The 24471-nt window shown below is 67.1% G+C and carries 24 protein-coding genes; 13 read left to right on the top strand and 11 right to left on the bottom strand.

Annotated elements, in window-relative coordinates; all coding sequences use genetic code 11:
- Window positions 1-263: 263 nt before the first annotated feature.
- Genes AC1D1A_RS03125 through gad form a run of 3 tightly spaced genes read left to right on the top strand, consistent with a single transcriptional unit; the run spans window position 264 to window position 3744 of the window.
- The gene (locus tag AC1D1A_RS03125) at window positions 264-1640 is read left to right on the top strand and encodes a chloride channel protein (protein WP_476872913.1); all 1377 of its coding nucleotides are present in this window, start codon (window positions 264-266) and stop codon (window positions 1638-1640) included.
- Entirely contained in the window at window positions 1633-2334 is a 702-nt protein-coding gene (locus AC1D1A_RS03120; protein WP_476850183.1) for a hypothetical protein, read from the top strand. Before AC1D1A_RS03125 ends, AC1D1A_RS03120 begins: the two co-directional genes overlap by 8 nt.
- 30 nt (window positions 2335-2364) lie before the next feature.
- The gene (gad, locus tag AC1D1A_RS03115) at window positions 2365-3744 is read left to right on the top strand and encodes a glutamate decarboxylase (protein ID WP_476855571.1); all 1380 of its coding nucleotides are present in this window, start codon (window positions 2365-2367) and stop codon (window positions 3742-3744) included.
- Between the two features lie 41 nt (window positions 3745-3785).
- Here the strand turns inward: gad and AC1D1A_RS03110 are convergent, their stop codons facing one another.
- Window positions 3786-4667, bottom strand: a complete 882-nt coding sequence (locus AC1D1A_RS03110; RefSeq protein WP_476947122.1) for a helix-turn-helix transcriptional regulator — start codon at window positions 4665-4667, stop codon at window positions 3786-3788.
- Window positions 4668-4964: 297 nt separating this feature from the next.
- Here AC1D1A_RS03110 and AC1D1A_RS03105 point away from each other — a divergent pair, with 297 nt between their 5' ends.
- The 4 genes from AC1D1A_RS03105 (at window position 4965) to AC1D1A_RS03090 (ending at window position 7708) form a co-directional block, all read left to right on the top strand.
- Window positions 4965-5846, top strand: coding sequence for an aldo/keto reductase (locus tag AC1D1A_RS03105; protein ID WP_476947121.1), 882 nt, complete (start codon window positions 4965-4967; stop codon window positions 5844-5846).
- An 18-nt stretch (window positions 5847-5864) separates the two neighbouring features.
- Entirely contained in the window at window positions 5865-6893 is a 1029-nt protein-coding gene (locus AC1D1A_RS03100; protein WP_476947120.1) for an aldo/keto reductase, read from the top strand.
- A 72-nt stretch (window positions 6894-6965) separates the two neighbouring features.
- A complete protein-coding gene (locus AC1D1A_RS03095; protein WP_476850188.1) occupies window positions 6966-7298 on the top strand; it encodes a carboxymuconolactone decarboxylase family protein in 333 nt (110 codons plus the stop codon).
- An 8-nt stretch (window positions 7299-7306) separates the two neighbouring features.
- A complete protein-coding gene (locus AC1D1A_RS03090; RefSeq protein ID WP_476870370.1) occupies window positions 7307-7708 on the top strand; it encodes a (R)-mandelonitrile lyase in 402 nt (133 codons plus the stop codon).
- Window positions 7709-7872: 164 nt separating this feature from the next.
- Here the strand turns inward: AC1D1A_RS03090 and AC1D1A_RS03085 are convergent, their stop codons facing one another.
- Together AC1D1A_RS03085 and paaZ are read right to left on the bottom strand one after the other, a co-directional pair.
- Window positions 7873-8280 carry a VOC family protein gene (locus tag AC1D1A_RS03085; RefSeq protein ID WP_476855566.1) on the bottom strand — a complete coding sequence of 136 codons (408 nt, stop codon included), beginning with the start codon at window positions 8278-8280 and terminating at the stop codon, window positions 7873-7875.
- A gap of 189 nt (window positions 8281-8469) precedes the next feature.
- Entirely contained in the window at window positions 8470-10572 is a 2103-nt protein-coding gene (paaZ, locus tag AC1D1A_RS03080) for a phenylacetic acid degradation bifunctional protein PaaZ (protein ID WP_476947119.1), read from the bottom strand.
- A gap of 165 nt (window positions 10573-10737) precedes the next feature.
- On the opposite strand from paaZ, the gene AC1D1A_RS03075 reads away from it, so the two are divergent.
- Window positions 10738-11154: a PaaI family thioesterase gene (locus AC1D1A_RS03075; RefSeq protein WP_230009251.1), complete on the top strand. Its 417-nt coding sequence runs from the start codon at window positions 10738-10740 to the stop codon at window positions 11152-11154.
- Between the two features lie 234 nt (window positions 11155-11388).
- Complete coding sequence (locus AC1D1A_RS03070; RefSeq protein WP_476947118.1) at window positions 11389-12669, top strand: globin domain-containing protein; 1281 nt, start codon at window positions 11389-11391, stop codon at window positions 12667-12669.
- 109 nt (window positions 12670-12778) lie between these two features.
- Here AC1D1A_RS03070 and AC1D1A_RS03065 read toward each other — a convergent pair whose 3' ends face one another.
- Both AC1D1A_RS03065 and AC1D1A_RS03060 read right to left on the bottom strand, forming a co-directional pair.
- Complete coding sequence (locus tag AC1D1A_RS03065) at window positions 12779-15679, bottom strand: S1 family peptidase (protein ID WP_476947117.1); 2901 nt, start codon at window positions 15677-15679, stop codon at window positions 12779-12781.
- Between the two features lie 24 nt (window positions 15680-15703).
- Window positions 15704-16441: a tyrosine-protein phosphatase gene (locus AC1D1A_RS03060; protein WP_476947116.1), complete on the bottom strand. Its 738-nt coding sequence runs from the start codon at window positions 16439-16441 to the stop codon at window positions 15704-15706.
- Between the two features lie 153 nt (window positions 16442-16594).
- On the opposite strand from AC1D1A_RS03060, the gene AC1D1A_RS03055 reads away from it, so the two are divergent.
- Window positions 16595-17431, top strand: a complete 837-nt coding sequence (locus AC1D1A_RS03055) for an SGNH/GDSL hydrolase family protein (RefSeq protein ID WP_476947115.1) — start codon at window positions 16595-16597, stop codon at window positions 17429-17431.
- On the opposite strand, the gene AC1D1A_RS03050 is transcribed toward AC1D1A_RS03055, so the two are convergent.
- The 6 genes from AC1D1A_RS03050 to AC1D1A_RS03025 all read right to left on the bottom strand — a co-directional run bounded on the left by AC1D1A_RS03050 (window position 17428) and on the right by AC1D1A_RS03025 (window position 22263).
- A complete protein-coding gene (locus AC1D1A_RS03050) occupies window positions 17428-18051 on the bottom strand; it encodes a GNAT family N-acetyltransferase (RefSeq protein ID WP_476947114.1) in 624 nt (207 codons plus the stop codon). The two genes, AC1D1A_RS03055 and AC1D1A_RS03050, sit on opposite strands and share 4 nt — an antisense overlap.
- A gap of 32 nt (window positions 18052-18083) precedes the next feature.
- Window positions 18084-18956: a 3-hydroxyacyl-CoA dehydrogenase family protein gene (locus AC1D1A_RS03045; RefSeq protein ID WP_476947113.1), complete on the bottom strand. Its 873-nt coding sequence runs from the start codon at window positions 18954-18956 to the stop codon at window positions 18084-18086.
- Between the two features lie 2 nt (window positions 18957-18958).
- A complete protein-coding gene (locus tag AC1D1A_RS03040) occupies window positions 18959-19792 on the bottom strand; it encodes an enoyl-CoA hydratase/isomerase family protein (protein ID WP_476947112.1) in 834 nt (277 codons plus the stop codon).
- Window positions 19792-21003: a thiolase family protein gene (locus tag AC1D1A_RS03035; protein ID WP_476870364.1), complete on the bottom strand. Its 1212-nt coding sequence runs from the start codon at window positions 21001-21003 to the stop codon at window positions 19792-19794. Before AC1D1A_RS03035 ends, AC1D1A_RS03040 begins: the two co-directional genes overlap by 1 nt.
- A 109-nt stretch (window positions 21004-21112) precedes the next feature.
- The gene (locus AC1D1A_RS03030) at window positions 21113-21790 is read right to left on the bottom strand and encodes a pentapeptide repeat-containing protein (RefSeq protein WP_476870363.1); all 678 of its coding nucleotides are present in this window, start codon (window positions 21788-21790) and stop codon (window positions 21113-21115) included.
- Complete coding sequence (locus AC1D1A_RS03025) at window positions 21790-22263, bottom strand: SRPBCC family protein (RefSeq protein ID WP_230010721.1); 474 nt, start codon at window positions 22261-22263, stop codon at window positions 21790-21792. The genes AC1D1A_RS03030 and AC1D1A_RS03025 overlap by 1 nt, the downstream gene beginning before the upstream one ends.
- A gap of 175 nt (window positions 22264-22438) precedes the next feature.
- Here AC1D1A_RS03025 and AC1D1A_RS03020 point away from each other — a divergent pair, with 175 nt between their 5' ends.
- The 3 genes from AC1D1A_RS03020 to AC1D1A_RS03010 all read left to right on the top strand — a co-directional run bounded on the left by AC1D1A_RS03020 (window position 22439) and on the right by AC1D1A_RS03010 (window position 24436).
- On the top strand, window positions 22439-22615 hold the full coding sequence (locus AC1D1A_RS03020) for a CsbD family protein (protein WP_043435744.1): 177 nt from the start codon (window positions 22439-22441) through the stop codon (window positions 22613-22615).
- 101 nt (window positions 22616-22716) lie between these two features.
- Window positions 22717-23490, top strand: coding sequence for a dienelactone hydrolase family protein (locus AC1D1A_RS03015; RefSeq protein ID WP_476947111.1), 774 nt, complete (start codon window positions 22717-22719; stop codon window positions 23488-23490).
- Between the two features lie 88 nt (window positions 23491-23578).
- Window positions 23579-24436, top strand: a complete 858-nt coding sequence (locus AC1D1A_RS03010) for a prephenate dehydratase (protein WP_223913646.1) — start codon at window positions 23579-23581, stop codon at window positions 24434-24436.
- The last annotated feature ends 35 nt before the right edge of the window (window positions 24437-24471 follow it).

The following is a 24471-nucleotide window of genomic DNA, read 5'->3' as shown; positions in this document are numbered from 1 at the left end:
CAACGCTTTGGTTCTCTTTCACCCGCATTGGGTGACGACTGCCCCCTTGGAAGGGTTTAGCTTGGAGAACATCTGAAGGACCACCTCTATCGCTTGTGAGACCTCGCTAAAGGCTCCCGCCGTCTGGCGGAAGGAGGAGGGATGATGTTCTGCTCGTTGATCATCGGTGACCCGCGGTGTTGCCGGCCGGGCACGCCGCCCCGACCTGGAAGAAGGACATTCGGGGTCACCCGGATCGTCACAGTCGCGCCGGGTTGCCGGGAATGAGCGAGCCTGCCGCATCGCCGCCCAGTTTCGATCCGGCCGTCGTCATTCGTTCCAGGGCGTACATCTCTGCGCTCGTGCTGGCTGCGGTCTTGGGCGTTCCCATCTCGGTCATTGCGTACGGCTTTCTCGCTTTGGTCGCGGTTGTCCAGCAGTACGTCTTCGTCGGCCTGCCTGAACAAGTCCTCGGGGGTCCCGCTCCTGCCTGGTGGCCGGTTCCGTGGTTGGTGCTGTGTGGGCTGTTGACGGCGTCGACCATCCGGTATCTGCCGGGAACCGGGGGCCACTCACCGGCTTTCGGCTTCAAGACGGGCGGCGGTCCGCCCAGCGGCCGGGAGCTCGTGGGCATTATTCTCGCGGCGCTGACCACGCTCAGCCTGGGTGCGGTGCTCGGGCCGGAGGGTCCGCTGATCGCGATCGGTGGCGGCCTCGGGGCGTTGGCGGTGCACCTGGCGAAGAAGGACGCTCCGCCGATGGCCCTGACGATCATGGCGTCGGCTGGCAGCTTCGCAGCGATCAGTACCCTGCTCGGATCCCCCGTGCTCGGTGCATTCCTGATCATGGAGGCCGCCGGGATCGGGGGAATGACGCTGAGCCTGATGGCCCTGCCCGGACTGCTCGCGTCCGGCGTCGGGGCGCTGGTGTTCGTCGGCCTGGACGGCTGGACCGGGCTGGGCAGCTTCTCGCTGGCGCTGCCCGTCGTGCCGCCTGCTGTGCCGCCGACCCTGGCGACGCTGGGCTGGGCGGTGATCATGGGCGTCGTCGGTGCGCTGTTGGGATGGTTGATCCGCTGGGTCGGGCTCTCGCTTCGTCCGCTCGTGCACCTGAACCGGATGTTGGTGACCTCCGGGCTCGGCCTGCTGATCGGTCTTGCCGCAATGGCCTACCAGTTGATCTCTGGGAACAGCTTCACGCAGGTCTTGTTTTCGGGGCAGGACGCCCTTCCGGATCTGGTCGAACACGCCACGGACTACTCGCTTGCGGCGCTCCTCCTGCTGATCGTTTGTAAGGCCTTGGCCTACGGGCTCTCCCTGAGCGCTTTTCGTGGTGGGCCCGTGTTCCCTTCGATGTTCATCGGTGCGGCGCTCGGTATTGTCGCGAGCGGGTTGCCCGGAATGAATCTCGCGGCAGGACTCGGCATGGGCATGGGAGCCATGTGCGCAGCCATGCTGCGGCTGCCGTTGACGTCGACCCTGCTGGCCACGCTGCTGCTGGGAGTGGACGGTGTGGCGGTAACACCGCAGGTGGTGGTGGCTGTGGCGGTGGCCTTCGTGATCTCCAACGTGCTCCCGGTCCCGGGCCCGAAAGGGCCCGTGGCGTCTGACGCTGGCGGCAAGGTCCACCATCGGGCTGCCTCGAGGGCCGACAATGACTGAGATCTCGAGCGCGGGCCGTTTGACCGTACGGGACCGGTGGACCGCCTGGTTGTTCATCATTGGCTCGAGTCTGTTCGCCCTGGGAGCGGTGCCGCTATACGCCGAGGCCGTGGGATTGCGCTTGTGTGCAGCCACGTTCTTCGTCGGTTCGCTGTTCTTCACCTGTGCGGCGTTCCTGCAGTACCGCGAAGCCGTTGACGCGCTCCCGGCCGTGGGTGCCACGCGGCGCCATTCGTTTTGGGTATGGGCGCCACGGAATCTCGGCTGGCTTGCTGGCGCGGTTCAACTTGCCGGCACGCTGTGGTTCAACTGGAGTACGGCAAACGCAATGCGGGTCAATCTCAGTGCGGCGCTGACCGAGCAGCAAGTGTGGCGACCCGACGCTTTGGGGTCAGTCGCCTTCCTCGTTTCAAGCGGGGTGGCGTTGCGGGATGCCGGTCGCGGCGCCATTGCCGGCCGGCCCAGGACTCGAACGTGGAAGATCGGCGTGATCAACGTGGCCGGCTCCGTTGCGTTCGGCATCTCGGCTGTCGCGGCGTTTGTCATACCGTCGAGCGGCGATGTCTGGAACGCCGAGCTGTCCAATCTCGGCACATTTGTGGGAGGCCTGTGCTTTCTCACCGGCGCGGTTCTGATGCTGAGTCCAGAATCCACCGACGCCTCGTCTCCTGCAAGCCGTGGAGCTCATCCGTAACCCCCTTCAACAGTCTCTTTAGGAGAAGTGATGTCAATAAATTCCCAGCCGGCGGACGCCGACGTGGCACTGTTCGGCAACCGATTTGTCACCCAGGAGGTTCCGAGCCGGGAGTTCCCGGAGACCGGCATTCCTGCTGAGGACGCTTTGCGGCTGGTGTCGGAGGACCTGGCACTGGAGGGTGATCCGGCCCGCAACCTGGCGACCTTCGTAACGACATGGATGGAGCCGCAGGCCCAGCAGATCATCGCAGCGAACCTGCACCGCAATTTCATCGACCACGCCGAATATCCCCGCACGGCCGAAATCGAGCAGCGCTGCATTCGGATGCTCGCAGACCTTTTCCACGCTCCCGGCGAGACGACGGGCGCCCGGACCCAGGGATCGTCCGAGGCGATCATGCTCGGCGGCCTGTCCCTGAAGTGGAACTGGCGCAAACGCCGCGAGGCCGCCGGCGCATCGACGTCGAGCCCTAACCTGGTGTTCGGCGGCGACGTGCATGTTGTGTGGGAGAAGTTCTGCCGCTACTTCGACGTCGAGCCGCGGATCGTGCCCCTGCAGCCGGGGAAGTACACGATCGGCCCGGAGGACGTGCAGGCCCATATCGATGAGAACACCATCGGCGTCGCAGCCGTGCTGGGCACTACGTTCACCGGGCACAAAGACGACATCGTCGGCATCAACGACCTGCTGGTCCGGATCAAGGGTGAGCGGGGCCTTGATGTGCCGCTGCACGTGGACGGGGCCAGTGGGGGGTTTGTCTGGCCCTTCCTGTACCCGGACTCCGAGTGGGACTTCCGGCTCGAGCAGGTCCGCTCGATCAATGTCTCCGGGCACAAGTTCGGACTGGTCTATCCCGGCATCGGCTGGCTGATCTTCCGGGAGAAGGCCGACCTGGCCAAGGACCTTGTTTTTGAGGAGAACTACCTCGGCAAGACCGACTCGACGTTCACCCTGAACTTCTCCACCGGCTCGTCGATGGTTCTCGCCCAGTACTACAACTTCGTGCGCTATGGCCGCGCCGGCTACACCTACATCATGCAGAACATGCAGACCAACGCCCGCGCCCTCGCCGAGAAGTTGGAGGCCATGGGCCGGTTCGAGATCATCGGCCCCGACGAGGAGCAGCTTCCCCTGGTTGCGTTCCGGCTCGCCGGCGACCCCGGTTACGACGAGTTCGACATTGCCTGGCAGCTCTCGGCCGAACGCGGCTGGATGGTGCCGGCCTACACACTGCCGCCGAACGCCCAGGACGTGACGATCATGCGTGCGCTGGTCAAGGAAACGATGAGCCGCGAGCACGTCGACACGCTCGCCCGGGATATCGAGGAGGCGTGCTCAACGCTGGCGAAGAAGGGCGGCGCGCACGAATCCGAACGAAAGAAGATCGTCACCGGACCCGGGCATTGACCTGGTGGCGCCAACAATGAGCACGGTGGAGGAACGGTCGGTCATTCCTTCTCCCTGACTGCGGCCGCTGCCGTTTCGCGCTGGGTGGCGGCCCAGCTGGCGAGGACTTTCAGGGCGTCCTCGGAGGGTGTCCCGGGATCTGCCGTGTAGACGTTGATGCGCAATCCTGGGTCCGCGGGCAGTTCCAGTGCTTCGAAGCTCAGGTCCAGGTCCCCCACGATCGGGTGGTGGAGCCGTTTGCGGCCGGTGCGGTGGTACTTCACGTCGTGCCTCGCCCACCGGGTGCGGAACTCCTCGCTGCGGGTCGAAAGCTCTCCGATCAGGTCCGTGAGGTCTCTGTCGTAGGGGTTTTTCCCGGCGGTGGACCTCAGGACCGCGACGATGTCGTCCGCGCTGCGTTCCCAATCGGCGAAGAACTCCCGCGCTTTCGGGTTCAGGAAGGTGAACCGTGCACTGTTCGGCGGAGTCACCTGCTCAGCCATCATGTCCAGGTAGAGCGCACGGCCGAGTTCGTTGGCGGCAAGGACATCCCCGCGGTCGTTGCGGACCCAGGCCGGCGCCGTCGTGATCGCATCAATGACGCGTTGCACGCTCGGCCGCACCGTCTGCGGGCTGCGCTTTCGCCGCACCCGGGGAGCGGCCGTGGCCGCGCGGGCCAGGTCAAAAAGGTGGGCCCTCTCGGCGTCGTCAAGCTTCAGTGCACGGCAGAGGGCTTCAAGGACGCTGTCCGAGGCGCCGGAGAGGTTTCCGCGCTCAAGGCGTATGTAGTAATCGATGCTCATCCCGGCGAGCATCGCGACTTCCTCGCGGCGCAGCCCGGTAACGCGGCGGTTTCCGCCGTAGACCGGGAGGCCGGCCTCCTCCGGCGTGATCCTGGCACGGCGGGAGGTCAGGAACTTCCGCACGTCGTCGCTGTGTGTCATGGCCTCCACGCTACCCGCGGCCAATGCGACGAGGGAGGCACTGGCATTACCCGGAACGACCGTGACTCCCCGCCATTGGGAAATCACGGTTCCATGGAAAACATGAGTCTTGCACCCGCAACTACTGCCCACCCGGCGGCGATCCTGGCGATCATCCTCGCCAGCTACCTGACACCGCTCGGGGCCGCACCCGCACCCCTGGCCGAGGCCGCCCGCTGATCTATCTACATCCGAAAAGGGGGTACTCACGTGCCCTCCCACAATCCCGCACACCTGAATACCGTGAAAGGCATGCACATGGAACTTACTCTCAATAACGGCGTCACGATGCCCGCCCTCGGACTGGGCGTCTTCCAAAGCCCGCCGGAGCAAACGACGGCGGCCGTCGAAGCGGCGCTGGCGGCCGGCTACCGGCACATCGACACTGCCGCGGCGTACGGCAACGAGCGGGAGGTCGGTGAGGGCATCCGCAACTCGGGCCTGGACCGTTCCGACGTGTTCATCGAGACCAAAGTCTGGGTCAGTGACTACGGCTACGACCAGACGTTGCACGCCTGGGAAAAGGCGACAGGCAAGCTCGGCGTCGACTACCTGGACCTGTTCATCCTGCATCAGCCCGCCCCCGACCGCTTCGAAAGAACCGTCGGCGCGTACAAGGCCCTGGAGACCCTGCTTGCTGACGGGCGCGTCCGGGCGATCGGTGTCAGCAACTTCATGCCGCATCACCTGGAGCAACTGCTGGCGGCCACAGACGTCGTCCCGGCGCTGAACCAGATTGAGCTGCACCCGTACTTCGCCCAGCCGGCCGTCCAGGCAACGGACACCGAACACGGCATCCTTACCCAGGCGTGGTCACCGATCGGCGGCATCACTTTTTACCCCGGATGGGGCGAGAAGCGCAGGAACGTGATGGAAGACCCGACGATCGCCGGCATCGGACAAACACACGGAAAGAGCCCCGCCCAGGTCATGATCCGCTGGCACCTGCAGCAGGGCCGCTCAGCCATCCCGAAGTCGACCAACCCCGCACGCATCGCCGGGAACTTCGACGTCTTCGACTTCGAACTCGGCGCCGACGAACTCGCCGCCATCGACGCCCTCGACACCGGCGTTCGCAACGGACCGGACCCCGACGAGGCCCGCGAAGAGCGTTTCGCCATGGTCATCCCCGAAGCCTGAGACAGAGAGAAGCCACCCATGAAATATCGCCCCCTTGGCCGCACAGGCGTGCAGGTCAGTCCCCTATGCCTCGGCGCGATGATGTTCGGCCCCTGGGGCAACAACGACACCGCGGACTCCATTCGAATCATCCACCGCGCCCTCGACGCGGGCATCAACTTCATCGACACCGCCGATGTCTACTCCGGCGGGGCATCCGAGGAAATCGTCGGGCAGGCACTGGAGGGCCGGCGTGAGGACGTGTTCCTCGCCACGAAGTTCTTCATGCCCATGAGCGAAGACGATCCCAACCAGCGGGGTGGATCCCGCCGCTGGATCATGCGGGCGGTGGAAGACTCCCTACGCCGCTTGAACACCGACTACATCGACCTCTACCAGGTGCACCGGCCCAGCCCGGATACCGACGTCGAGGAGACTCTCGGCGCCCTCACTGATCTGGTCCGCCAGGGGAAGGTGCGGTACATCGGCTCCTCGTCGTATTCCGGGTCGCAGATCGTGGAAGCCCAGTGGGCATCCCGGGAACGCAACCTGGAGCGGTTTGTCACCGAGCAGCCGCCGTACTCGATCCTGGTCCGCGGCATCGAGGAGGACCTCCTTCCCACGGTGCAGCGCCACGGCATGGGAACCCTCACCTACAGCCCGCTCAGCGGCGGCTGGCTCTCCGGGCGCTGGCGTAAAAACGCAGCCTCCGTGCCCACCTCAACCGCGCGTCCGAACGCCCGGTTCGACATGACGAGCCCGGCCAACCAGCGCAAGCTCGACATCGTCGAAGAACTCGCCCAGCTGGCCGAACAAGCCGGATTGACGCTCATCGAACTGGCCATCGCCTTCGCGATCAACCACCCCGGCGTCACAGCCGCCATCGTCGGACCCCGCACCATGGAACAGCTCGAGTCCTACCTGCCCGCCGCGGACATCACCTTGGCCAGCGACGTGCTGAACCGCATCGACCAGCTCGTCGCACCCGGCGTTACCGTCAACCCCGACGACAACAGCTACGGCACCAACGAACTCACGCCCCTGGCGCGGCGACGGAAGCAACTGTGACCGCCGAGGCGCCTGAAGCCCTGCATGAAGCTCTGTGCAGCAGTTCGAGCTTCCACTGAAAGAAGGAACATCATGACTGACCAACCCCAACAGATCGGCGGCGGCCGGAACATGTTCGGAGACTTCGCCCCGAAGCTCGCCGAGCTCACCGACGACGTCCTGTTCGCGGACGTCTGGAACCGCCCGGAGCTTCCGGCCCGTGACCGCAGCCTTATCACCGTCGCCGTTCTCACCGCCGGCGGCAACACCGAACAGCTCGGCTTCCACCTTGGTCGCGCCATTGAGAACGGCGTCACCCGGGAAGAACTCATCGAAGCCATCACCCATGTCACGCTCTACGCAGGCTGGCCCAAGGGCATGGCCGCCATGGGCGTCGCCAAGCGGCTCTTCACCGAGAGCAAGTAAGGATCACCATGAACATCGAACCCACTGTCCCCACTGCGAAGAACCCGCCGGCCCGGTTCGCCGGCGACGTCTGGCTCGATCCGATCGCGCTCCCGCACGAGCCGGATCAGACGATGGTGGTCGCGACCGTCCGTTTCGCGCCCGGAGCCCGCACCGCTTGGCACTCCCACGAACACGGCCAGTACCTCCGCGTCACCCAGGGAGTTGGCCGGTTCGGAACCCGGGACGGCAAGATCGTCGAAGTCCACCCCGGCCAGACGCTCTACACGCCGCCCGGCGAGGAGCACTGGCACGCGGCCGCCCCTGGCTGCTTCATGGAACATATCGCCATGCTCCAGAACGGCGAGGACGCAGCGACGACCACCACGTGGGGCGAGCACATCACCGACGACGAGTACAACGGAAGCTGACCAGCCCGCGAACCAATTGCAGGGACGCAGCTGAGGACAATCCCTCTCGTGAACCTGGGCCTGGGCGCCACCGGAAGGCGGCGAGGCTCCCTGGATGGCCGCGGGCAACAGAAAAGGGCGCCCCGCTGAGCCGGAGCGCCCGAAAACCCGCCGTTGCCAGCCGTTTAGAGCTGGTAATCAGCTGCCGTGGTGATGTTCTCGTGCACGCACAGAATATTGTGCTCGGAGTCCATGAACCAGGCGCACTTCTCTGAATCAGTTGTACAAATATGGTTCTCGGTCTTGAGGTCCGGGCGATCGTAGTCCTGGAACATGACGCCCTTGGCTTCCATTTCCTGGACCGTGCGCTCGATCTCGCTGACTTCGAAGCTCAGGGTGGTGTGCTCTGAATGCATTCCATCCTTGACTGGCATCAGCTGCAGCATTGGGCCGCCTTCTGAGCCGAACAATTCGCTTCCGTCATCTGCCACGCCACGGTGCGGGAGCCCCAAAGTGTCCGCGTAGAAATGCCGGGCACGCGCTGCATCATCAACTGGCAGGACTGTTGTGGCTTTATTGAGTACTAGGGTCATTTCGCCACCTCCTACGAGCAAGATTTTACGCCGGAGCGGGATGGAAAGAGCCCGCCAATTGCTCCCTGCACGGCGAAGCCCGCCCCTGTCCCTCCCCGGTTGCCCTATCACTTGTGGCGGTCATTTCGACCTTTTGGCAGCCACAAGTGATAGCGCAACGGGAGGTAAGGCGGGAGTGAGCGGGACGGGCTACTTCTCTACGAGGGTCAGGACGTCGTAGGTCGCGACGATTTCGTCGTTCTGGTTGGTCAGGACGGCGTCCCAGGCCACCTCGCCGTACTCGTCGGTCTCGCGCGGGGTGATCTTCTTGGCCGTCAGGGTCACGCGGATGGAATCGCCCGCGGCCACGGGGGTGATGAACCGCAGGTTCTCCAGGCCGTAGTTGGCCAGGACCGGTCCCGGTGCGGGCTCCACGAACAGGCCGGCTGCCCAGCTGAGCAGGAGGTAGCCGTGCGCCACGATGCCCGGGAAGAAGGGATTGGCCGCGGCGGCTTCCTGGTTGGTGTGGGCGTAGAAGGTGTCGCCGGTGGAGTTCGCGAACTTGGTGATTTCCTCCAGCGAGACCTCGCGCAGCTCCGAGCGGATGGCGTCGCCGATGTGCAGGGTGGCGAGGGATTTCCGGAACGGGTGCTGGCCCTCGGTCTCGAGCGTGAAGTTGCGGTCCGCTCCGGTGTGCCAGAGCCCTGTGACGGCGGTGAGCATGTTCGGCGAGCCCTGGATGGCGGTGCGCTGCATGTGGTGCATCACCGAGCGGATGCCGCCGAGCTCTTCGCCGCCGCCGGCGCGGCCGGGACCGCCGTGGACCAGGTGCGGGACCGGGGAGCCGTGGCCGGTGGAGCTGCGGGCGTCCTCGCGGTTGAGCATGAGCACGCGGCCGTGGTGGGCCGCGATGCCGGTGACCAGCTGCTGGGCCACGGCGGGATCGTTCGTGCAGACCGTGGCGACCAGCGAGCCGCCGCCGCGGGCGGCGAGGCGGACGGCGTCGGCCAGGTCGGTGTAGCCGATCACCGAGGACACCGGGCCGAAGGCCTCCAGCGAGTGGACCTCCTCGGCTTCCGGGTTGGCCCAGCTCAGCAGGACCGGGGACATGAAGGCGCCGCCGTCGACGACGCCGATGCTGCCGTCCGCGCTGGTGACCTTGGGCGCGTCGAGCGTGCCGTAGGCGAGCTCCCCGCCGGCGTCGAGCATGGACTGTACGGCGGCGCGCACGTCGGCGAGCTGCTCAAGGGAGGCCAGGGCGCCCATGGTGACGCCCTCGGCGCGGGGATCACCGAGCACGACGCGTTCGCGGATGCGGTCCCCCACGGCGGCGGTGACGTCGGCGACGAGTTCCTGCGGCACGATCGCGCGGCGGATCGAGGTGCATTTCTGGCCGGCCTTGGCGGTCATCTCGGTGACGAGGGACTTGATGAAGGCGTCGAATTCCGGTGTGCCCTTGACCGCATCCGGGCCCAGGATCGCGGCATTCAGGGAGTCGGTCTCGGACGTGAAGCGGACCCCGCCCTTGACCACATTGGGGTGCGACTTGAGCGTGTTGGCGGTCGACGCGGAGCCGGTGAAGGCCACGAGGTCGCGGTAGTCCAGGTGGTCCAGCAGCGTACGGACCGAGCCGGAAATCAGCTGTAGCGAGCCGGTGGGCAGGATGCCGGATTCGTCGATCGCCTTGACCACGGCGGCGGCCACGTACCCGGTGGGGGTGGCGGGCTTGACGATGGTGGGGACGCCGGCGAGGAAGGCCGGGGCAAGCTTTTCCAGCATGCCCCAGACAGGGAAGTTGAAGGCGTTAATCTGCACGGCGACGCCGGGGATGCGGGTGTAGATGTGCTCACCGGCGAACGAGCCGTCGCGGGACAGCACCTCCATGGGGCCATCCACCACCACCTGGGAGTTGGGCAGCTCCCGGCGGCCCTTGGACCCGAAAGTGAACAGGACGCCGATGCCGCCGTCGATGTCGATCATGGAGTCGATCTTGGTAGCGCCGGTCTGCGCCGAGAGCGCGTAGAACTCCTCGCGGCGGCCATTGAGGTACTGCGCCAGTTCCTTGAGCTTGAGCGCGCGCTGGTGGAAGGTCAGCGTGCCAAGTTCCGCCTGGCCGGTGGTGCGGCCATAATCCACGACGGCGGCGAGGTCGAGCCCCTCGGTGCTCACCTTCGCCAGGAGCTCGCCGGTGCTGGCGTCCAGTACCGGCGCCGCGCCGGCGGCGGCGGCGTCGTCGGGAGTCCACCAGGAACCCCGGATGAAACTGGGAACGATCTCGACAGTGTCTACTGCGGGTGCGGCTGTGGTGGTCATCGTTGACGGGTCCTTCCAACGGGGGAGCAAGATCAACACGGCCGGAACATTACTGACCGTCCGTTCGGTAATATGATCTACAGTACATGAATGAGGCCTGCCGCACACTAGCCGCGGCGGCACCGACCGTCCGGGACCCGGCCGGCCGGCAACAAAGGAGACGCTATGACGCCCGAGACCGGCAGCACCGAATTGTGGAAAATCACCCTGGGGGAACTCGACGAGAAGATGGGCGTGAAGATCGTCGAGGAGTCCGTGGACCGCGTGGTCGCGACCATGCCGGTGGAGGGCAACCGGCAGTCGTTCGGGCTCCTGCACGGCGGCGCCTCACTGGCCGTGGGCGAGGCCGTGGGGTCCTGGGCCGCCGTCATCCACGCCAGCACCCTGGGCAAGACGGCGGTGGGCGTCGACGTCTCGGCCACGCACCACAAGTCGACCCGCGAGGGACTGATCACGATCACGGCCACCCCCATCCATCTGGGCGGCACCCTGACCACCCACGAGGTGCTGATCACGAACGAGACCGGCCAGCGAATCTGCACGCTGCGGATCACCAACCTGCTGCTGGACCGCAAGGCCTGACTTCTGCCCCGAACCCTCTGGGTCGCCGGAGACCTGCGGGGTCGCTGTAACGTTCCGGCGACCCGGGAGCTTTCCGGCGAACTCGGGCCCAGGGCGGGAGGCCGCCTACACCGGACCCCGCTCCCGATGTAGGGCCGATCGGCCCGGAAGGCGCGGTGCCGCGGCTGTTAGCTTGGAAGTGCTGAGTCGCCCGGCACCGCCGGGTATCACCGGTCTCACCGGAAGGGATGCACCATGCTCTCAGACACCTCACTTCCCGTCATTCAGGCAACGCTGCCCGTAGTCGGCGAGCACATCGAGGAGATCGCCAAGCGCTTCTACAAACATATGTTCGAGGCGCAGCCGGATCTCCTGGACGGGCTCTTCAACCGCGGAAACCAGGCGGACGGCCGCCAGCAGCAGGCGCTCGCCGGATCCATCGCGGCCTTCGCCGGCATGCTCGTGGAGAAACCGGACCAGGTGCCGGACCATCTGCTCTCCCGGGTGGCCCACAAACACGTGTCGCTGGGACTAAGCCCGGACCAGTACCAGATTGTCCACGACCACCTCATGTGGGCGATCGTGGATGTTCTGGGCGATGCCGTCACTCCCGAGGTCGCCGCCGCCTGGGACGAGGTCTACTGGCTGATGGCGAACCTGCTCATCAACAAGGAGCGCGGGCTGTACAACGCAGTGCACCTCTCCCCCGAGACCATTTGGCGGACGTGGCGGGTGGTGCAGCGGATCCAGGAGACCGCCGACGTCGTCTCGTTCGTCGTCGAGCGGACCGACGAGCGGGACGTCAAGCCGTCCCTGCCCGGGCAGTACGTGACCCTCAAGATGACCATGCCCGACGGCGTACAGCAGCCCCGGCAGTACAGCCTGACCAAGGCCGACGACGGGCAGCACCGGCAGTTCGCCGTCAAGAGGGTCCACGGACTTACGACTCCCGACGGCGAGATGTCCAGTCTGCTCCACAATGACGTCCAGGTAGGCGACGAGGTGGTGCTCTCAGCTCCGTTCGGCGACGTTGTGCTGGAGTACACGGACCGGCCCCTGGTCATGGCCAGCGCGGGAATCGGCATCACGCCCATGGCCGGGATGCTCTCCCACCTCGTGCAGTCCGGTTCACGACGCCAGGTGATGCTGCTGCATGCCGATGACAGCGAGGCATCGTTCCCGCTCCGCGCGCAGGTCAGGGAAGATCTCGCGAAACTCGCGGACGGGACCCTGAAGACGTGGTTCTTGGCTCCCGCGGGGACAGCGGGGACCGGCGGGGCGGGCGAAACGGGCGGGGCGTCCGCGGTGGCCGAAACCGGCGAGGCGGGCGGTACCGGCGAGGCGGGCGGTTCCGTGTTCTCCGGTTTCATGGACGTCGGCGACGGCGAACTCCCGGACGACGCCGAGTACTACCTCTGCGGTCCCCTGCCGTTCCTGAAGTCGGTTCGGAGCGCCTTGATTGCCGGTGGCGTCCCCGCCAAGGACATTCAGTACGAGGTTTTCGGCCCGGATCTCTGGCTGGCTGACTTCCAGTAACGCGCGGCTCGCTGTCCCGAACGCGCGGATTCGCCCAAAGCTTGCGGGGTCGCCGTAGCCTTACGGCGACCCCGCGGCTTTCCGGCGAGCCCGGGCTTGGAGGCCCCGGCTAACGCACCGCCCGGCGCCGGCCGAACGCCACGAAGGCCGCGCCGAGCAGCAGGACTCCGGCGCCGAGACCCGCTAAGGGCAGGAGCCCGCCGGCGCCCGTGCTCGCCAGCTGGCCTGAGGTGCCCGGCGTGTTGCCGGGTGCCGTGTCGTCCGGTGATGCGCTGCCCGCTGCCGCGCCGCCCACAACGACGGAGGTGTCCGACGGCGGGGCGGGAGCTTGCGCCGGTTTGACCGGTCCGGCGGGAGCCCCGGCAGGGTTGGCGGGCTGTTGCGGGACCGCCGGGTGGCCAGGCGTTGCCGGCTGCACGGATCCCGGTGTCCCGGCGGGCGGCCCGGCCGGAGTGCCCCCGGAAACGGGCGTGGCCTCGACGCTGAACGCCACGGCTGCCGGCGGCGATGCGACGCCGTCAATGGTTTGCGTCACGGTCAAGGTGTGCGCTCCGGCATCCAGTTCCGCGGGGAACGTGACACTCCACCGGGCACTGCCGGCCAAGGTCTGCGCGGTCCCGGGCTCGAGCGCGGCATTGCCCGCTCCGGAACCGGAACCGGCCTGCACGGAGTCCACGGCCACCCCGTCCACAGCCACGGCCACGCCGGCACCTCGAAGGGCTGTGCCGGAGATGGTGGCTGGCAGGGCGTCCTGGCGCAGGTGCTGGCCGTCCCTGAGGTTCGATACGGCCGGCGCCGGCGGAATGACGGTGTAGGTGCGGGTCGCCGCGGGACTGTCCATTTCTCCGGGGGCCGTGAGCACTGCCGTGACCGAAATTTTTCCGAAGACCGGCTGATCGGCCACGTTGATGCTCCAGCGGCTGTTTGCGTCGACGAGCCCGGTCCCGGTGAAGTCGCCGGAGAGCCGCACCGTGCCTCCGGCTTCTCCAGTGCCCTCGATGGTGTCGATGGCGGTGAGTCCCGGGCCGTCCGGCTGGCCGTCCGCTGGTGAGGTGATGGCCGGAGCCGCGAGCCGGGAGACGTCGACGGACAGGGCGACTGCGCCGGAGCCGCTGAAGCCGTTCACGGTTTCAGCCGAGAATTTGAAGGGCCCGGCCAACGACGGTGCGGGGAACTGCCAGTTTCCCGACGCATCGACCTGCACTTCCAGGGGCTGGCCGTCCTTCTGGCCGGAGGTCTGGCCAGGTTTCTGGTTCAGGACGGTGATGCGGACCTTGGAATTCGGAGCCACCACGGAGGCCGGACCGGCATCGATGTGCCCGGTAATCGGCTCACCGGCTGTGACGGTTCCGTTGGAGGCCGCAGCGAGCGCCGGCTTGGCCAGGAACAGTTGCAGCTGGACACCGCCGGGGACCTGGCCCATGGCGTCCTCGAGGCTGGTCGCGATGGCCCGCGTCTGGACGCCCTCGTCGGTACTTTCCGCCCCCGTGTGCAGCCCGACGGCGAAGTTCCCGCTGATCCACGGGCCGCCGGAGTCCCCGCGGTCTGAGGTGACCGACGTCGACTCGAAGCCCCGGACGGCCCGTAGATCGTTGTTCCAATCCGGCGGTAGTGAATTCGGCCCGAGTAGGACTTGGATGCCGACCGAGTCCACCGTGCCGCACCTCCACCCGGTGGTCCGGCCGGACCGGCACACGGGCTGGCCCTGGAAAGGAGCCACTGTTCCCACGATCTTCACGGACGTCGGCCCCGGGTCGGCGGGCTTGTCCCATCGGGTGACGGCGGGCTGGAGGTCCAGGCCGCTCCGGATGCCCTGGAGGACGGCGACGTCCGTGCCAACGTTGGTGCCGTCCGGCGCAACCTTGGAATTGTCCGGGCCGCCGAACTGGCTGAACCCGAATGTCCCCAAGGTTCCGGCGGCCGCACCGAAAGCTGAGCCCCACGCTGCCCGTGCCTCCGGTGGATCTTCGATCTCGGCCTGCTTCGCGGCTCCGTCAGCGGCGCAGTGCCCGGCGGTCAGAACCACCGGCTCGCCCGCGGGGCTGAAGGCGCCGAACCCTGCCGAGCACCGGGCTTGGCCGTCAATGATGAAGCCCTGGCCGCCAAAGAGGTCCTCTTCCGTCGTGATCCGGGATCCTTGTTCCAGCGTCACGTTGGCGTAGCGGGCCACGAATTCGGCCGCGGACATCTTCGGCACCGTGCCCGGAGCTTTCGCCGGCTGCACATCGGCCCCAGCGGCGGGAACAGCGGCGGCGGGAAGGGCGTCGGCAGCCGGAACGGACTGCGCCGTGTTGGTGCCGCCGGTGCGGATGACAAAGTGGCCGTCTGTGTAGGTGACGGCCTGCAGCCCGGCGGCCCCGACCTCGCGGACGTAGGCCTCGAACAGTTGCTGGGTGCTGGAGGCAACCACCTCCGCGGCCGACGGGACAGCGGCGGCGGCCGCGGGGGCGGCAAGCAGGAAGTCAGCCGGGCCGGACTGGTTCAGTTCGGCCACGCGGGCCCGGAGCTCGGCGCCGCTGCCTTCAACCGCGATCTTGCCGCCGGCGAGGCTGATCCCCACATAGCCGGGAAGCGCACGCAGGGAGGGCGCGGCGTCGGCGGCCCGCCGGGCAAGTGCACCGGCGGCGTCGAATTCCGCGAGGGTCATGCCAAGGTCCCGCCGCACGGCCTCGGCGAGGCCGGCATCGCTGATCGGCGTCGCGGACGGCACCGGAGAAGAACCAGCCAAAGGCGCGTCAGCCGGCGACGGCACCGGGACCGGGACCGCCGTCGAGATCGCAGACGCAGCCGGCGCTGGAACCGCCGTCGAGACCGGCACCGGCATCGGGACCGCCGTCGAGACCGGCGTCGCCATCGCCGATGCAGCGGGCGCCGGGTCGTCGGGGACTGGGGCGTTGGCTTCGGCCATCGCCGGGACCGCGGTCAGCGCAAAGGCAGGCACGGTACCGGCAAGCGCAATCGCGAGGGCCGCGGCGGCCCGCACCATCGGCTGGAACTTCGGAGTCTTCACTGGCCTACCCTAACTGCGCCCACCCTATCGGCCGAGCTTTCCGAGGATGGCCGCGAGTTCCGGGGTCGTCACGCCGTGGCGGAAGAGGTAGTCCGCAGTGTTGAGGGACCGGACAAATTGCAGCAGGCTCTGGCCCCGGGATTCCAGCAGGGGCGCCAGCACATTCTCGGGCAGGAAACGCTCGTGGGGATGCGGGACTGCGGCGCGCCGGAGGTGCTCGTTGATGCCCCGCATGGAGCGCTGGTAGCCGCTCACAATGGCCTCGTCGCTGTCACCGGCGAGGTCCTGGAGCATGGCTGCGATCATGCCGCTCCGGTCCCGCCCCGCGGAGCAATGGATGACCACACCGCCTTCCGCGGCGGCCACCGCCTTGAAGACCCGGGCCAGCAGGTGCGGGAACAGCCTAGCGTTGTCCGCATAACAGGCGGGGTCGTTCAGGTAAGGCACGCAGAGCTCGCGGAATTCGCGGTTGTCCGGGTCTTCGGTGGGGGCCAGCACGACGTCGAAACCGGCCAGGGCCCCAGCCCGCACCGGCGGATCGGTCTCCCGGCGCCGGATTTCGGCTTCGTTGCGGAGGTCGATGACGGTCCGGATGCCCCGGCGGTGCACCTGCCGCCAGCCGGCCTCGGTGAGCCACTCCCGCCGTCCCATGCGGAACACGTCCCCGGCCACGTGCCACGCGTTGACGGCCCCATCCCACTCCACGGTTCCGGGCACCGCCTGCCCCTTGGCTTGGCCCAGGGGCGCTGCAGGAATCATCATCCAGAAAGCTAAGCACACGCACCGGCGCGATCCGCGGCAGGATTCACAAACGTTATACACAATGGGACCATTGGCATGGTGCGGGGTTTACGCTTCGCAACACGTTTTTCACGGCACGGGCGCTGAACCCAGGGTGCCACTGAGGAGAACACCATGGGACGTCTGAAACTTCGACGCCGGCGGACGGCTCTGGCGGCCGGTCTCGCCGCCCTGGCCATGGCGGCCGGTGGGGCGGCGGTACCGGCGGAGGCGGCGGACAGGACCCGGTACGTCGCGCTCGGAGACTCCTATGCCGCCGGGCTGGGGGCGGGGCCGTACCTGGATGTTTGCTACCGCAGCGAGAACAGCTATTCCGAACTCGCTGCCCACACGAAGACCATCAAACTCGTCGCCAACGCGGCCTGCAGCGGCAAGACGACCCAGGACGTCGTCAACACCCAGCTCAGGCGGCTGAGCAGGACCACCGGGCTCGTCACCATCACTGCCGGCGGCAACAACCTCCGGTTTGCGGAAATCCTTGCCTCCTGCGGCGCCGCGATGGTGAATCCCGCTGCGGGTCCGCTGTGCGATGCCGCCAGTGCCTACGCTGAGGGCCAGATCTCCAGCCATCGACTGTCCGGTGACGTGACAGCGATGATCCAGCGCGTGAAGGCTGCCGCCCCCAACGCCAAGGTTGTCGTGACGGGCTACCCCTACCTCTATGATCCTGTCGCGCCCGGCCAGGCTGATTCGATGTCCCGGTTCATCTACAAGGCCACGGTCCTGGCGGACGGCCTGAACGGCTCCATCGCCGCCGCCGCCCGGGCCACCGGAGCGGAGTACGTCGATGTCCGGGCCGCTTTCGCCGGTCACGGCGTGAACTCTGCGGCTCCGTGGATCAATTTCAGCCGTACGGCCCTGGCCAGTCCCGAAAACTTCCACCCGAACGCGCTGGGCTACGAGGCGTACTTCGCGTCGCTTAACGGGGCCAAGGCCTACTCGGCACGCTAGCGCCGCTTGGCCAGCCGGGATTCGAGGGCGTTCCGGACCATCGGCCATTCATGTTCCAGGATGGAATACACGACGGTGTCCCGCAGCGCCCCGTCGGCGCTGCGCGTGTGGCTGCGGAGCACGCCGTCCTGTTTGGCCCCCAGCCGCGTGATCGCCTCGCGGGACTGGTGGTTGAGCCAGTGCGTCCGGAACTCGACGGCGGGGCAGCCCAGCGTCTCGAAGGCGTGCCGCAGCAGCAGCAACTTGGAGTCCGGATTGCTGCCGGTGCCATGCGCGGACGCCGCGTTCCAGGTGGAGCCGATCTCCACCCGGGGCGTGGCGGCGTCGATGTTCATGTAGGTGGTCATGCCGATCACCCGGCCCGGTCCGCCGGTAGCGGGGTCGATCAGCCGCGTGGTGAAGGGCAGCATGGCGCCGCTGTCCTGCAGGGCCAGGCGACGCTCAATCTCGGCGGCCATGTGCTGCGGTGCGGGCACGCTGGTGTACCAGAGGTGCCACAGCTCGCCGTCGCGTGCCGCCTCGACAAGGCCGTCATGGTGGTCCTGGCTCAGCGGCTCAAGGACGACGAACTTGCCGGTCAGGGTGATGGGCGCGATCGCGGGGCGGTCCAGGGAGGTCACCGCACCATCCTAGAGGCAGAGAAGAATGCCGGTCACTTGGTCCAGTCGAAGAAGCCCTTGCCGGACTTGCGGCCCAGTTCGCCGCGGGCGACCTTGTCGCGGAGGATCTGCGGCGGAGCGAAACGGTCACCCAGCGTGGACTGCAGGTACTCCGCGATGCCGAGGCGCACGTCCAGGCCCACGATGTCGGTGGTCCGCAGCGGTCCCGTGGGGTGCTTGTAGCCCAGCACCATGGCGTTGTCGATGTCTACCGCGGTGGCCACGCCCTCTTCCACCATGCGCATCGCTTCGAGGGCGATCGCGACTCCCAGCCTGGAGGAGGCGAAGCCGGGCGCGTCGTTGACCACGACGGCGGTCTTGCCGAGCGCCTCCACCCATCCGCGGGCGGCCTGGGCCAGGGCGTCGGAAGTTTGCTCGCCGAGGACCACTTCGATGAGCGTCGACGCCGGCACCGGGTTGAAGAAGTGCAGGCCCAGGAAGTTCTGCGGCCGCTTCAGTTCGCGGGCCAGACCGTTGACGGAGAGCGAGGACGTGTTGGAGGCGAGGTAGGCGCCGTCGGCGAGCCGTTCCTCGATGCCGCGCAGCGCGGTGATCTTCAGGTCCCAGTCCTCCGGAACGGCCTCGACCACCAGCTGCCGGCCGGCGAAGTCGTCGTAGTCCACGGTGACCGCGAGCCGGGAAACGATCTCGTCCAGGTTGCCGTCCACGGCGCCGCGCTCAATGCTCTTGGCGGCGGCGGACTCGACCCGCTCCCGGGCGGCCTCGGCCGACGCCTCGTCGCGCTCGACGACCACGACGTTGGCTCCGTTGATCAGGAAGGCGTGGGCGATGCCTGCGCCCATGCGGCCGCCACCGAGGACTCCCACTGCTGTCGGAAGGTTGGCGGGGAGTACGGAGTTGCCCATGTCTATTTCTGCTTCCCTGGTTCTTTAGCGGACGTGTTCTCTGGCTTCGTCACTGATTTCTTATCTGATTTCTTATCTGATTTCTTATCCAGGAATGTCTGCATACGGTCGAACTTGGCCTGGGATTCGAAGAGGATCCCCTGTGCCAGCTGGTCAATGAGGGGATGCGCCTCGGCCGGGGCATGGAACACGGACTTGGTGATCCGGACGGCGAGCGGATCCTGCGTGGCAATCCGGTCGGCGACGCTGTGGGCCGCGGCCATCAGATCGGACGGTTCATGGATTTCGGTGATGAGATTGACCGCGAGGGCACGTTCTGCGCGCAGCACGGAACCGGCGAGCAGCATTTCCTTGGCGACGGGCTCCCCCACGAGTTCCTTGAGGCGCCAGCTGGCGCCGGCGGCGGCCAGGATGCCGAGTCCGGTTTCGGGATTGCCGATCCGGACGGACGGGGTGCCGATCCGGAAGTCGGCGGCGTACGCCAGTTCGGCGCCGCCGCCGAGGCAGAAGCCGTCCAGTGCCGCGATGACGGGCATCGGCAGCTTGGCGATCCGGACGAAAATGGTGGAATTGATGCCCTGCAGGGCATCGTCGCGGCGGCGTTCGCGCAGCTGGCCGATGTCGGCGCCGGAGGCGAACACCCCGTCAGTGCCGGCGATGATGAGGACTTTGGGGTGCCGCTCGAGATGGGCGCAGACGGTGTGGAGTTCATCGACCATCTGCTGGTCGATCGCGTTGCGGACCTCGGGGCGGTTGAGCACCACCACCACGCGGTCCTCGCGCTCTTCGACCAGGAGCGTGACGAAGCCAGCCGGGTCGAGGGCCGGGGCCGCCACTAGACGCGCTCCAGCAGCATGGCCGTGCCCTGGCCGACGCCGATGCACATGGTGGCAAGGCCGATTTTGGCGTTTTCGCGCTCCATCCGGCCCAGCAGTGTGATGGCGATCCGGGAACCGGAGGACCCCAGCGGGTGGCCCAGGGAGATCGCACCGCCGTCGCGGTTTACGATCTCCGGGTCGAGGCCGAGCCGGCGCATGCTGGCCAGGGACTGGGTCGCGAACGCCTCGTTGAGCTCGACGGCGCCGAGGTCATCGACGCTGAGCCCGGAACGGGCGAGCACCTTCTGGGTGGCCGGAACCGGCCCGATGCCCATGATTTCGGGCTCGCAGCCGGCTGAGGCGCCGTCGATGATGCGGGCGCGGGCCGTGAGGCCAAGCTTCTGGATTGCGGCCTCCGAGGCAACGATGATGGCGGAGGCGCCGTCGTTGAGGGTGGAGGAGTTGCCGGCGGTGACGATCGAGCCGCCCTTGACTACCGGCCGGAGCCCCGCGAGGACGTCCATGGTGGTGCCGGCGCGGGGCCCCTCATCGGTGTCCACCACGGTCTCGCCCTTGCGGGTCTTGACGGTCACGGGGACGATTTCCTCGGCGAAGCGGCCGGCGGCGATGGCGGCCAGGGCGCGTTCGTGGGAGCGGACGGCGAAGGCGTCGGCGTCCTCCCGCGAGATGCCGTCAACCCGCCCCACCTCTTCTGCCGTCTCCGGCATGGAGTAGGTCATTTTGCCGTCCCGGGACAGCTCGCCCTTGGCGAACTGGGGGTTGACGAAACGCCAGCCGATGGAGGTGTCGAAGATTTCGCCCGGTTTGGCGAAGGCGGTCCGGGGTTTTTCCTGGACCCAGGGGGCGCGGCTCATGGATTCGACGCCACCCGCGATCACGATGTCCGCGGCGCCGGACTTGATCATGTGGCTGGCCATGATGATGGCGCTGAGCCCGGAGGCGCAGAGCCGGTTCACGGTGATGCCGGAGATGTGGAGGGGCAGCCCGGCTAGGAGGGTGGCCATGCGGGCCACGTTGCGGTTCTCTTCGCCGGCGCCGTTGGCGTTGCCGAGGATGACCTCGTCGATGGTGTCCGGATCGACGCCGGCGCGGGCCACAGCCTCGCGGACTACCAGTGCGGCCAGGTCATCGGGGCGGACTGCGGAGAGGGCGCCGCCGTAGCGGCCCACGGGAGTGCGGGCGCCGCCAACAAGAAAAGCCTCGACCATGAGAACATCCTTCACCAAGAAAGCGGGGCCGGCAGCAGAGTAATTTACCGACCGTTCGTTCTATAAAGATTACACGGCGGGGCAAGGGGGTCAACCGGATGCCGCCGGATTACGCGACGACGACGCCCAGATGAGCCGCGAGCAATGGAGCGAGCAGGGTGAGCTGGTGATCGTCGACGACGAGGCCGGACAGACTGCCCAGACCGCTGACGGTGCGGAAGTCGGTGCCCCGGAGGTCGAAGTCCTTGAGCCGGGCTCCGGTGAAATCGAGGGTGCCGATCGTGCAGTTCTTCAAGGCGACGCGCGTGGCGGTGCAGGAGCCCAGATCCAGCTCGTTAATGATGCAGTCGCTGATCTGCACGTCCGTGAGCTTGGATCCGCGCAGGTTCACGTAGTCAAGTTTGCCGCCGTCGATCCGCACGGACTGCCAGCCACTTTCATAGAGCTCCGCCGATCCCCAGCGGGGGTTGCCGATCTCGACATCCCGCAGGCTGGTCCGGGCCGCCATCAGCACCGGGGCGTACGTCTCGGTCAGGATGCAGTCACGGAAAGTCGCGCCCCGCAGCTGCGTCTCATTGAAGGACATCCCGGTGAATTCGCACTCGGCAAAGTCCGTACCGCCCAGGTCCAGACCGTCTGCCGACGCGCGGCTGTAGCGGACGCCGTCGTACCGAACACCCCGACGGAACTCCGGGGCAGGGTCGTCCTGCAGATCCCCGGGACGGACCGGCGCGAGCCGGGGGGCGGTGACCTTGGGGGTTTTCTCCGCCGCGGTGCGCCGGACCATCACTGGCACTCGGCCTTGGCCGCGATGTCCGCCAGGTCTTTTGCAAGCGCCTTGCGGGTGATGCGCATCCCGAGCGGACCGAACACGGTGAGCATGATCCTGCTGAACCGGGTCGGTTTGATGACTTCGGCGCCAAAGGTCAGCGTAAGGTCGGTTCCCCCGCCGCGCTCCGCGAGCGCGAACCTGGTGGTGTAGTCGGCGCCGCCCTGGAGGGCCTTCACAGTGGTGCTGCCGGCCCGGCCGTTCGACGGCGCCTCGGACTGGGCAACCCACATCTCCACCGTTTCCGCGCGCCCCATCATGGTGCGGGTCTCCTTCCAGCGGGTACCCACGGCATAGGGTCCGTCGGTGAGCATCTGGATCGATTCGACGCCGGAGAGGGTCGCGGCAGATCCGGGAATGTCCGACACCACCGCCCAGACCGCGTCCGCCGGAGCATTGATGTGCTGCGTGAGAGTGGTCTTGTGGTCCATGACCTCGAGCCTAGCCCGCGGGCCGGGGGGATTTCATCCTTTCGCGAACCGCGCCGCCGCTGCCGCGGATGACGCTGCGGAGAATTGCCCCGCGAGACCCCTTGAATTAGTAAGCATGCTTTGTGTTAGGCTGATCGGACAGTATTTTCAACCGGAACGAAAGGTGGCCTACACCATGGGTGTCGGAGACAAGATTCAGAACGAAGCGGAGCACCTCGGCGGCAAGGCCAAGGAAACTGCCGGAAACGCCACTGGCAACGACCAGCTGCGCGCCGAGGGCCAGAAGGACCAGGTTGTAGCCGACGCGAAGAAGGTCGGCGAAAACGTCAAGGACGCCTTCAAGAAGGACTAGTCTTTAGGACGTTGGCGGCGCCGGATTTTCCTTTGGGGGATCTCCGGCGCCGCTTTTTTCGCCCGTGCAAGAATGGCCCCACAGCCGACGGAGGGGTCAGAATGGCACGGACACACGCAGGACGCGGCAAGCCCGCCGCCCGGGATCTCAGCAATACCGACCTAGGCCGGTCCGGCGCCGCCGCTGGCGGTTCGCCGGCGCTGCGCGGCTACCTGGCGACGCCGCAGGGCGAAGGGCCGTTCCCCGCGGTCCTGATGGTCCATGAGGCGTTTGGCCTGGACGACATCACCGTCCGCCACGCCGACCGGATGGCGGCGGCCGGCTACCTGACATTGGCCGTTGACCTGTACAGCGACGGCGGGGCGCGCCGCTGCCTCGTCGCCACCATGCGCGCGCTCTCCGCGGGCGAGGGCCGGGCCTTCACCGATCTGGCCGCCGCCCGGGACTGGCTGTGCGAAACCGGCCGGACCACCGGCAAGATCGGCGTCATCGGCTTCTGCATGGGCGGCGGCTTCGCCCTGCTGCTGGCCAATGACGGCTTCGACGCCGCCGCCGTCAACTACGGGCGGCGCCCAAAAGACCCCCGGGAGGCCCTCGCCGGTGCCTGCCCGATCGTGGCCAACTTCGGCGGCCGGGACCGCACCCTGCCCGGCGAAGCGGCGAAACTCGCGGCTGTGCTCGACGGGCTGGGCGTGGAGAACGACGTGAAGGAGTTCCCGCACGCCGGGCACGCCTTCCTCAATGATGTGGAGACCGGGCCGAAGGTGCTGCGGCCGCTCATGCGGGTCATGGGCATCGGCCCGGATCCGGAATCGGCCCCGGAAGCCTGGCAGCGGATCGAGGACCACTTCGCCAAGTATCTGAACCCCAGCTGAGTCGCGGCAGGGACCGTTTTTGGTTCTCAAACGGCCCTGCCGCGTCTTACTTGGGTGAGCGGGCGCCTGGCGTGAAACCATACGGAGCATGGCCCAGAAGATTGCGTACCAGGGTGAACCGGGCGCCAACTCCAATATTGCGTGCATGCAGATGTTCCCCGAACTGGAGAGCGTTCCCTGCGCGAGTTTCGAAGACGCTTTTGAACTGGTGGCCGTCGGCACCGCCGACCTGGCCATGATTCCGATCGAAAACTCCATTGCCGGCAGGGTGGCCGATATCCATGTGCTGCTGCCCCAGTCCGGGCTGCAGATCGTCGGCGAGTATTTTCTGCCCATCCACTTCGACCTGCTGGGCATCCCGGGCAGCACCATCGAGGCAGCCACCGAGGTCCACAGCCACCTCCACGCGTTGGGGCAGTGCCGGCGTCTGATCCGCTCCGCCAGCCTGCGCCCCGTGATCGCCGGCGATACTGCCGGGTCCGCCCGGGAAGTGCGCGACTGGAACGATCCCACCAAACTCTCGCTCGCTCCTCCACTCGCGGCTCAACTCTATGGCCTGGAGGTGCTCGCCTCCGCTGTCGAGGATGACCCCTCCAACACCACGCGGTTCGTGGTTCTGGCACGGGAAAAGCCGCTGCCGGCCCGGGACATCCTGTCCGGACCGGCCGTCACCAGCTTTGTATTCCGTGTCCGGAATGTCCCCTCAGCCCTCTACAAGGCGCTGGGAGGATTCGCCACGAACGGGGTAAACATGACGCGGCTGGAAAGCTACATGGTGGGCAATGAATTTGCGGCCACGATGTTCATGGCCGACGTCGAGGGGCACCCCGAGGATTTGCCGCTCAGACTGGCGCTGGAGGAACTGGAGTTCTTCACCACAGAGGTACGCATCCTTGGCGTCTACCCCGCCGCGGAATACAGGTCCAGGCAGGCAGCCGGCCTCTGACCGCCAGCCCGGACAAACCTTGCGAAGAAGGCCAA

Source organism: Arthrobacter sp. P1_B9 (genome assembly GCF_056406495.1).
Note: the sequence above shows the minus strand (reverse complement) of the source record. Positions and strands in the feature narration are given on the sequence as shown.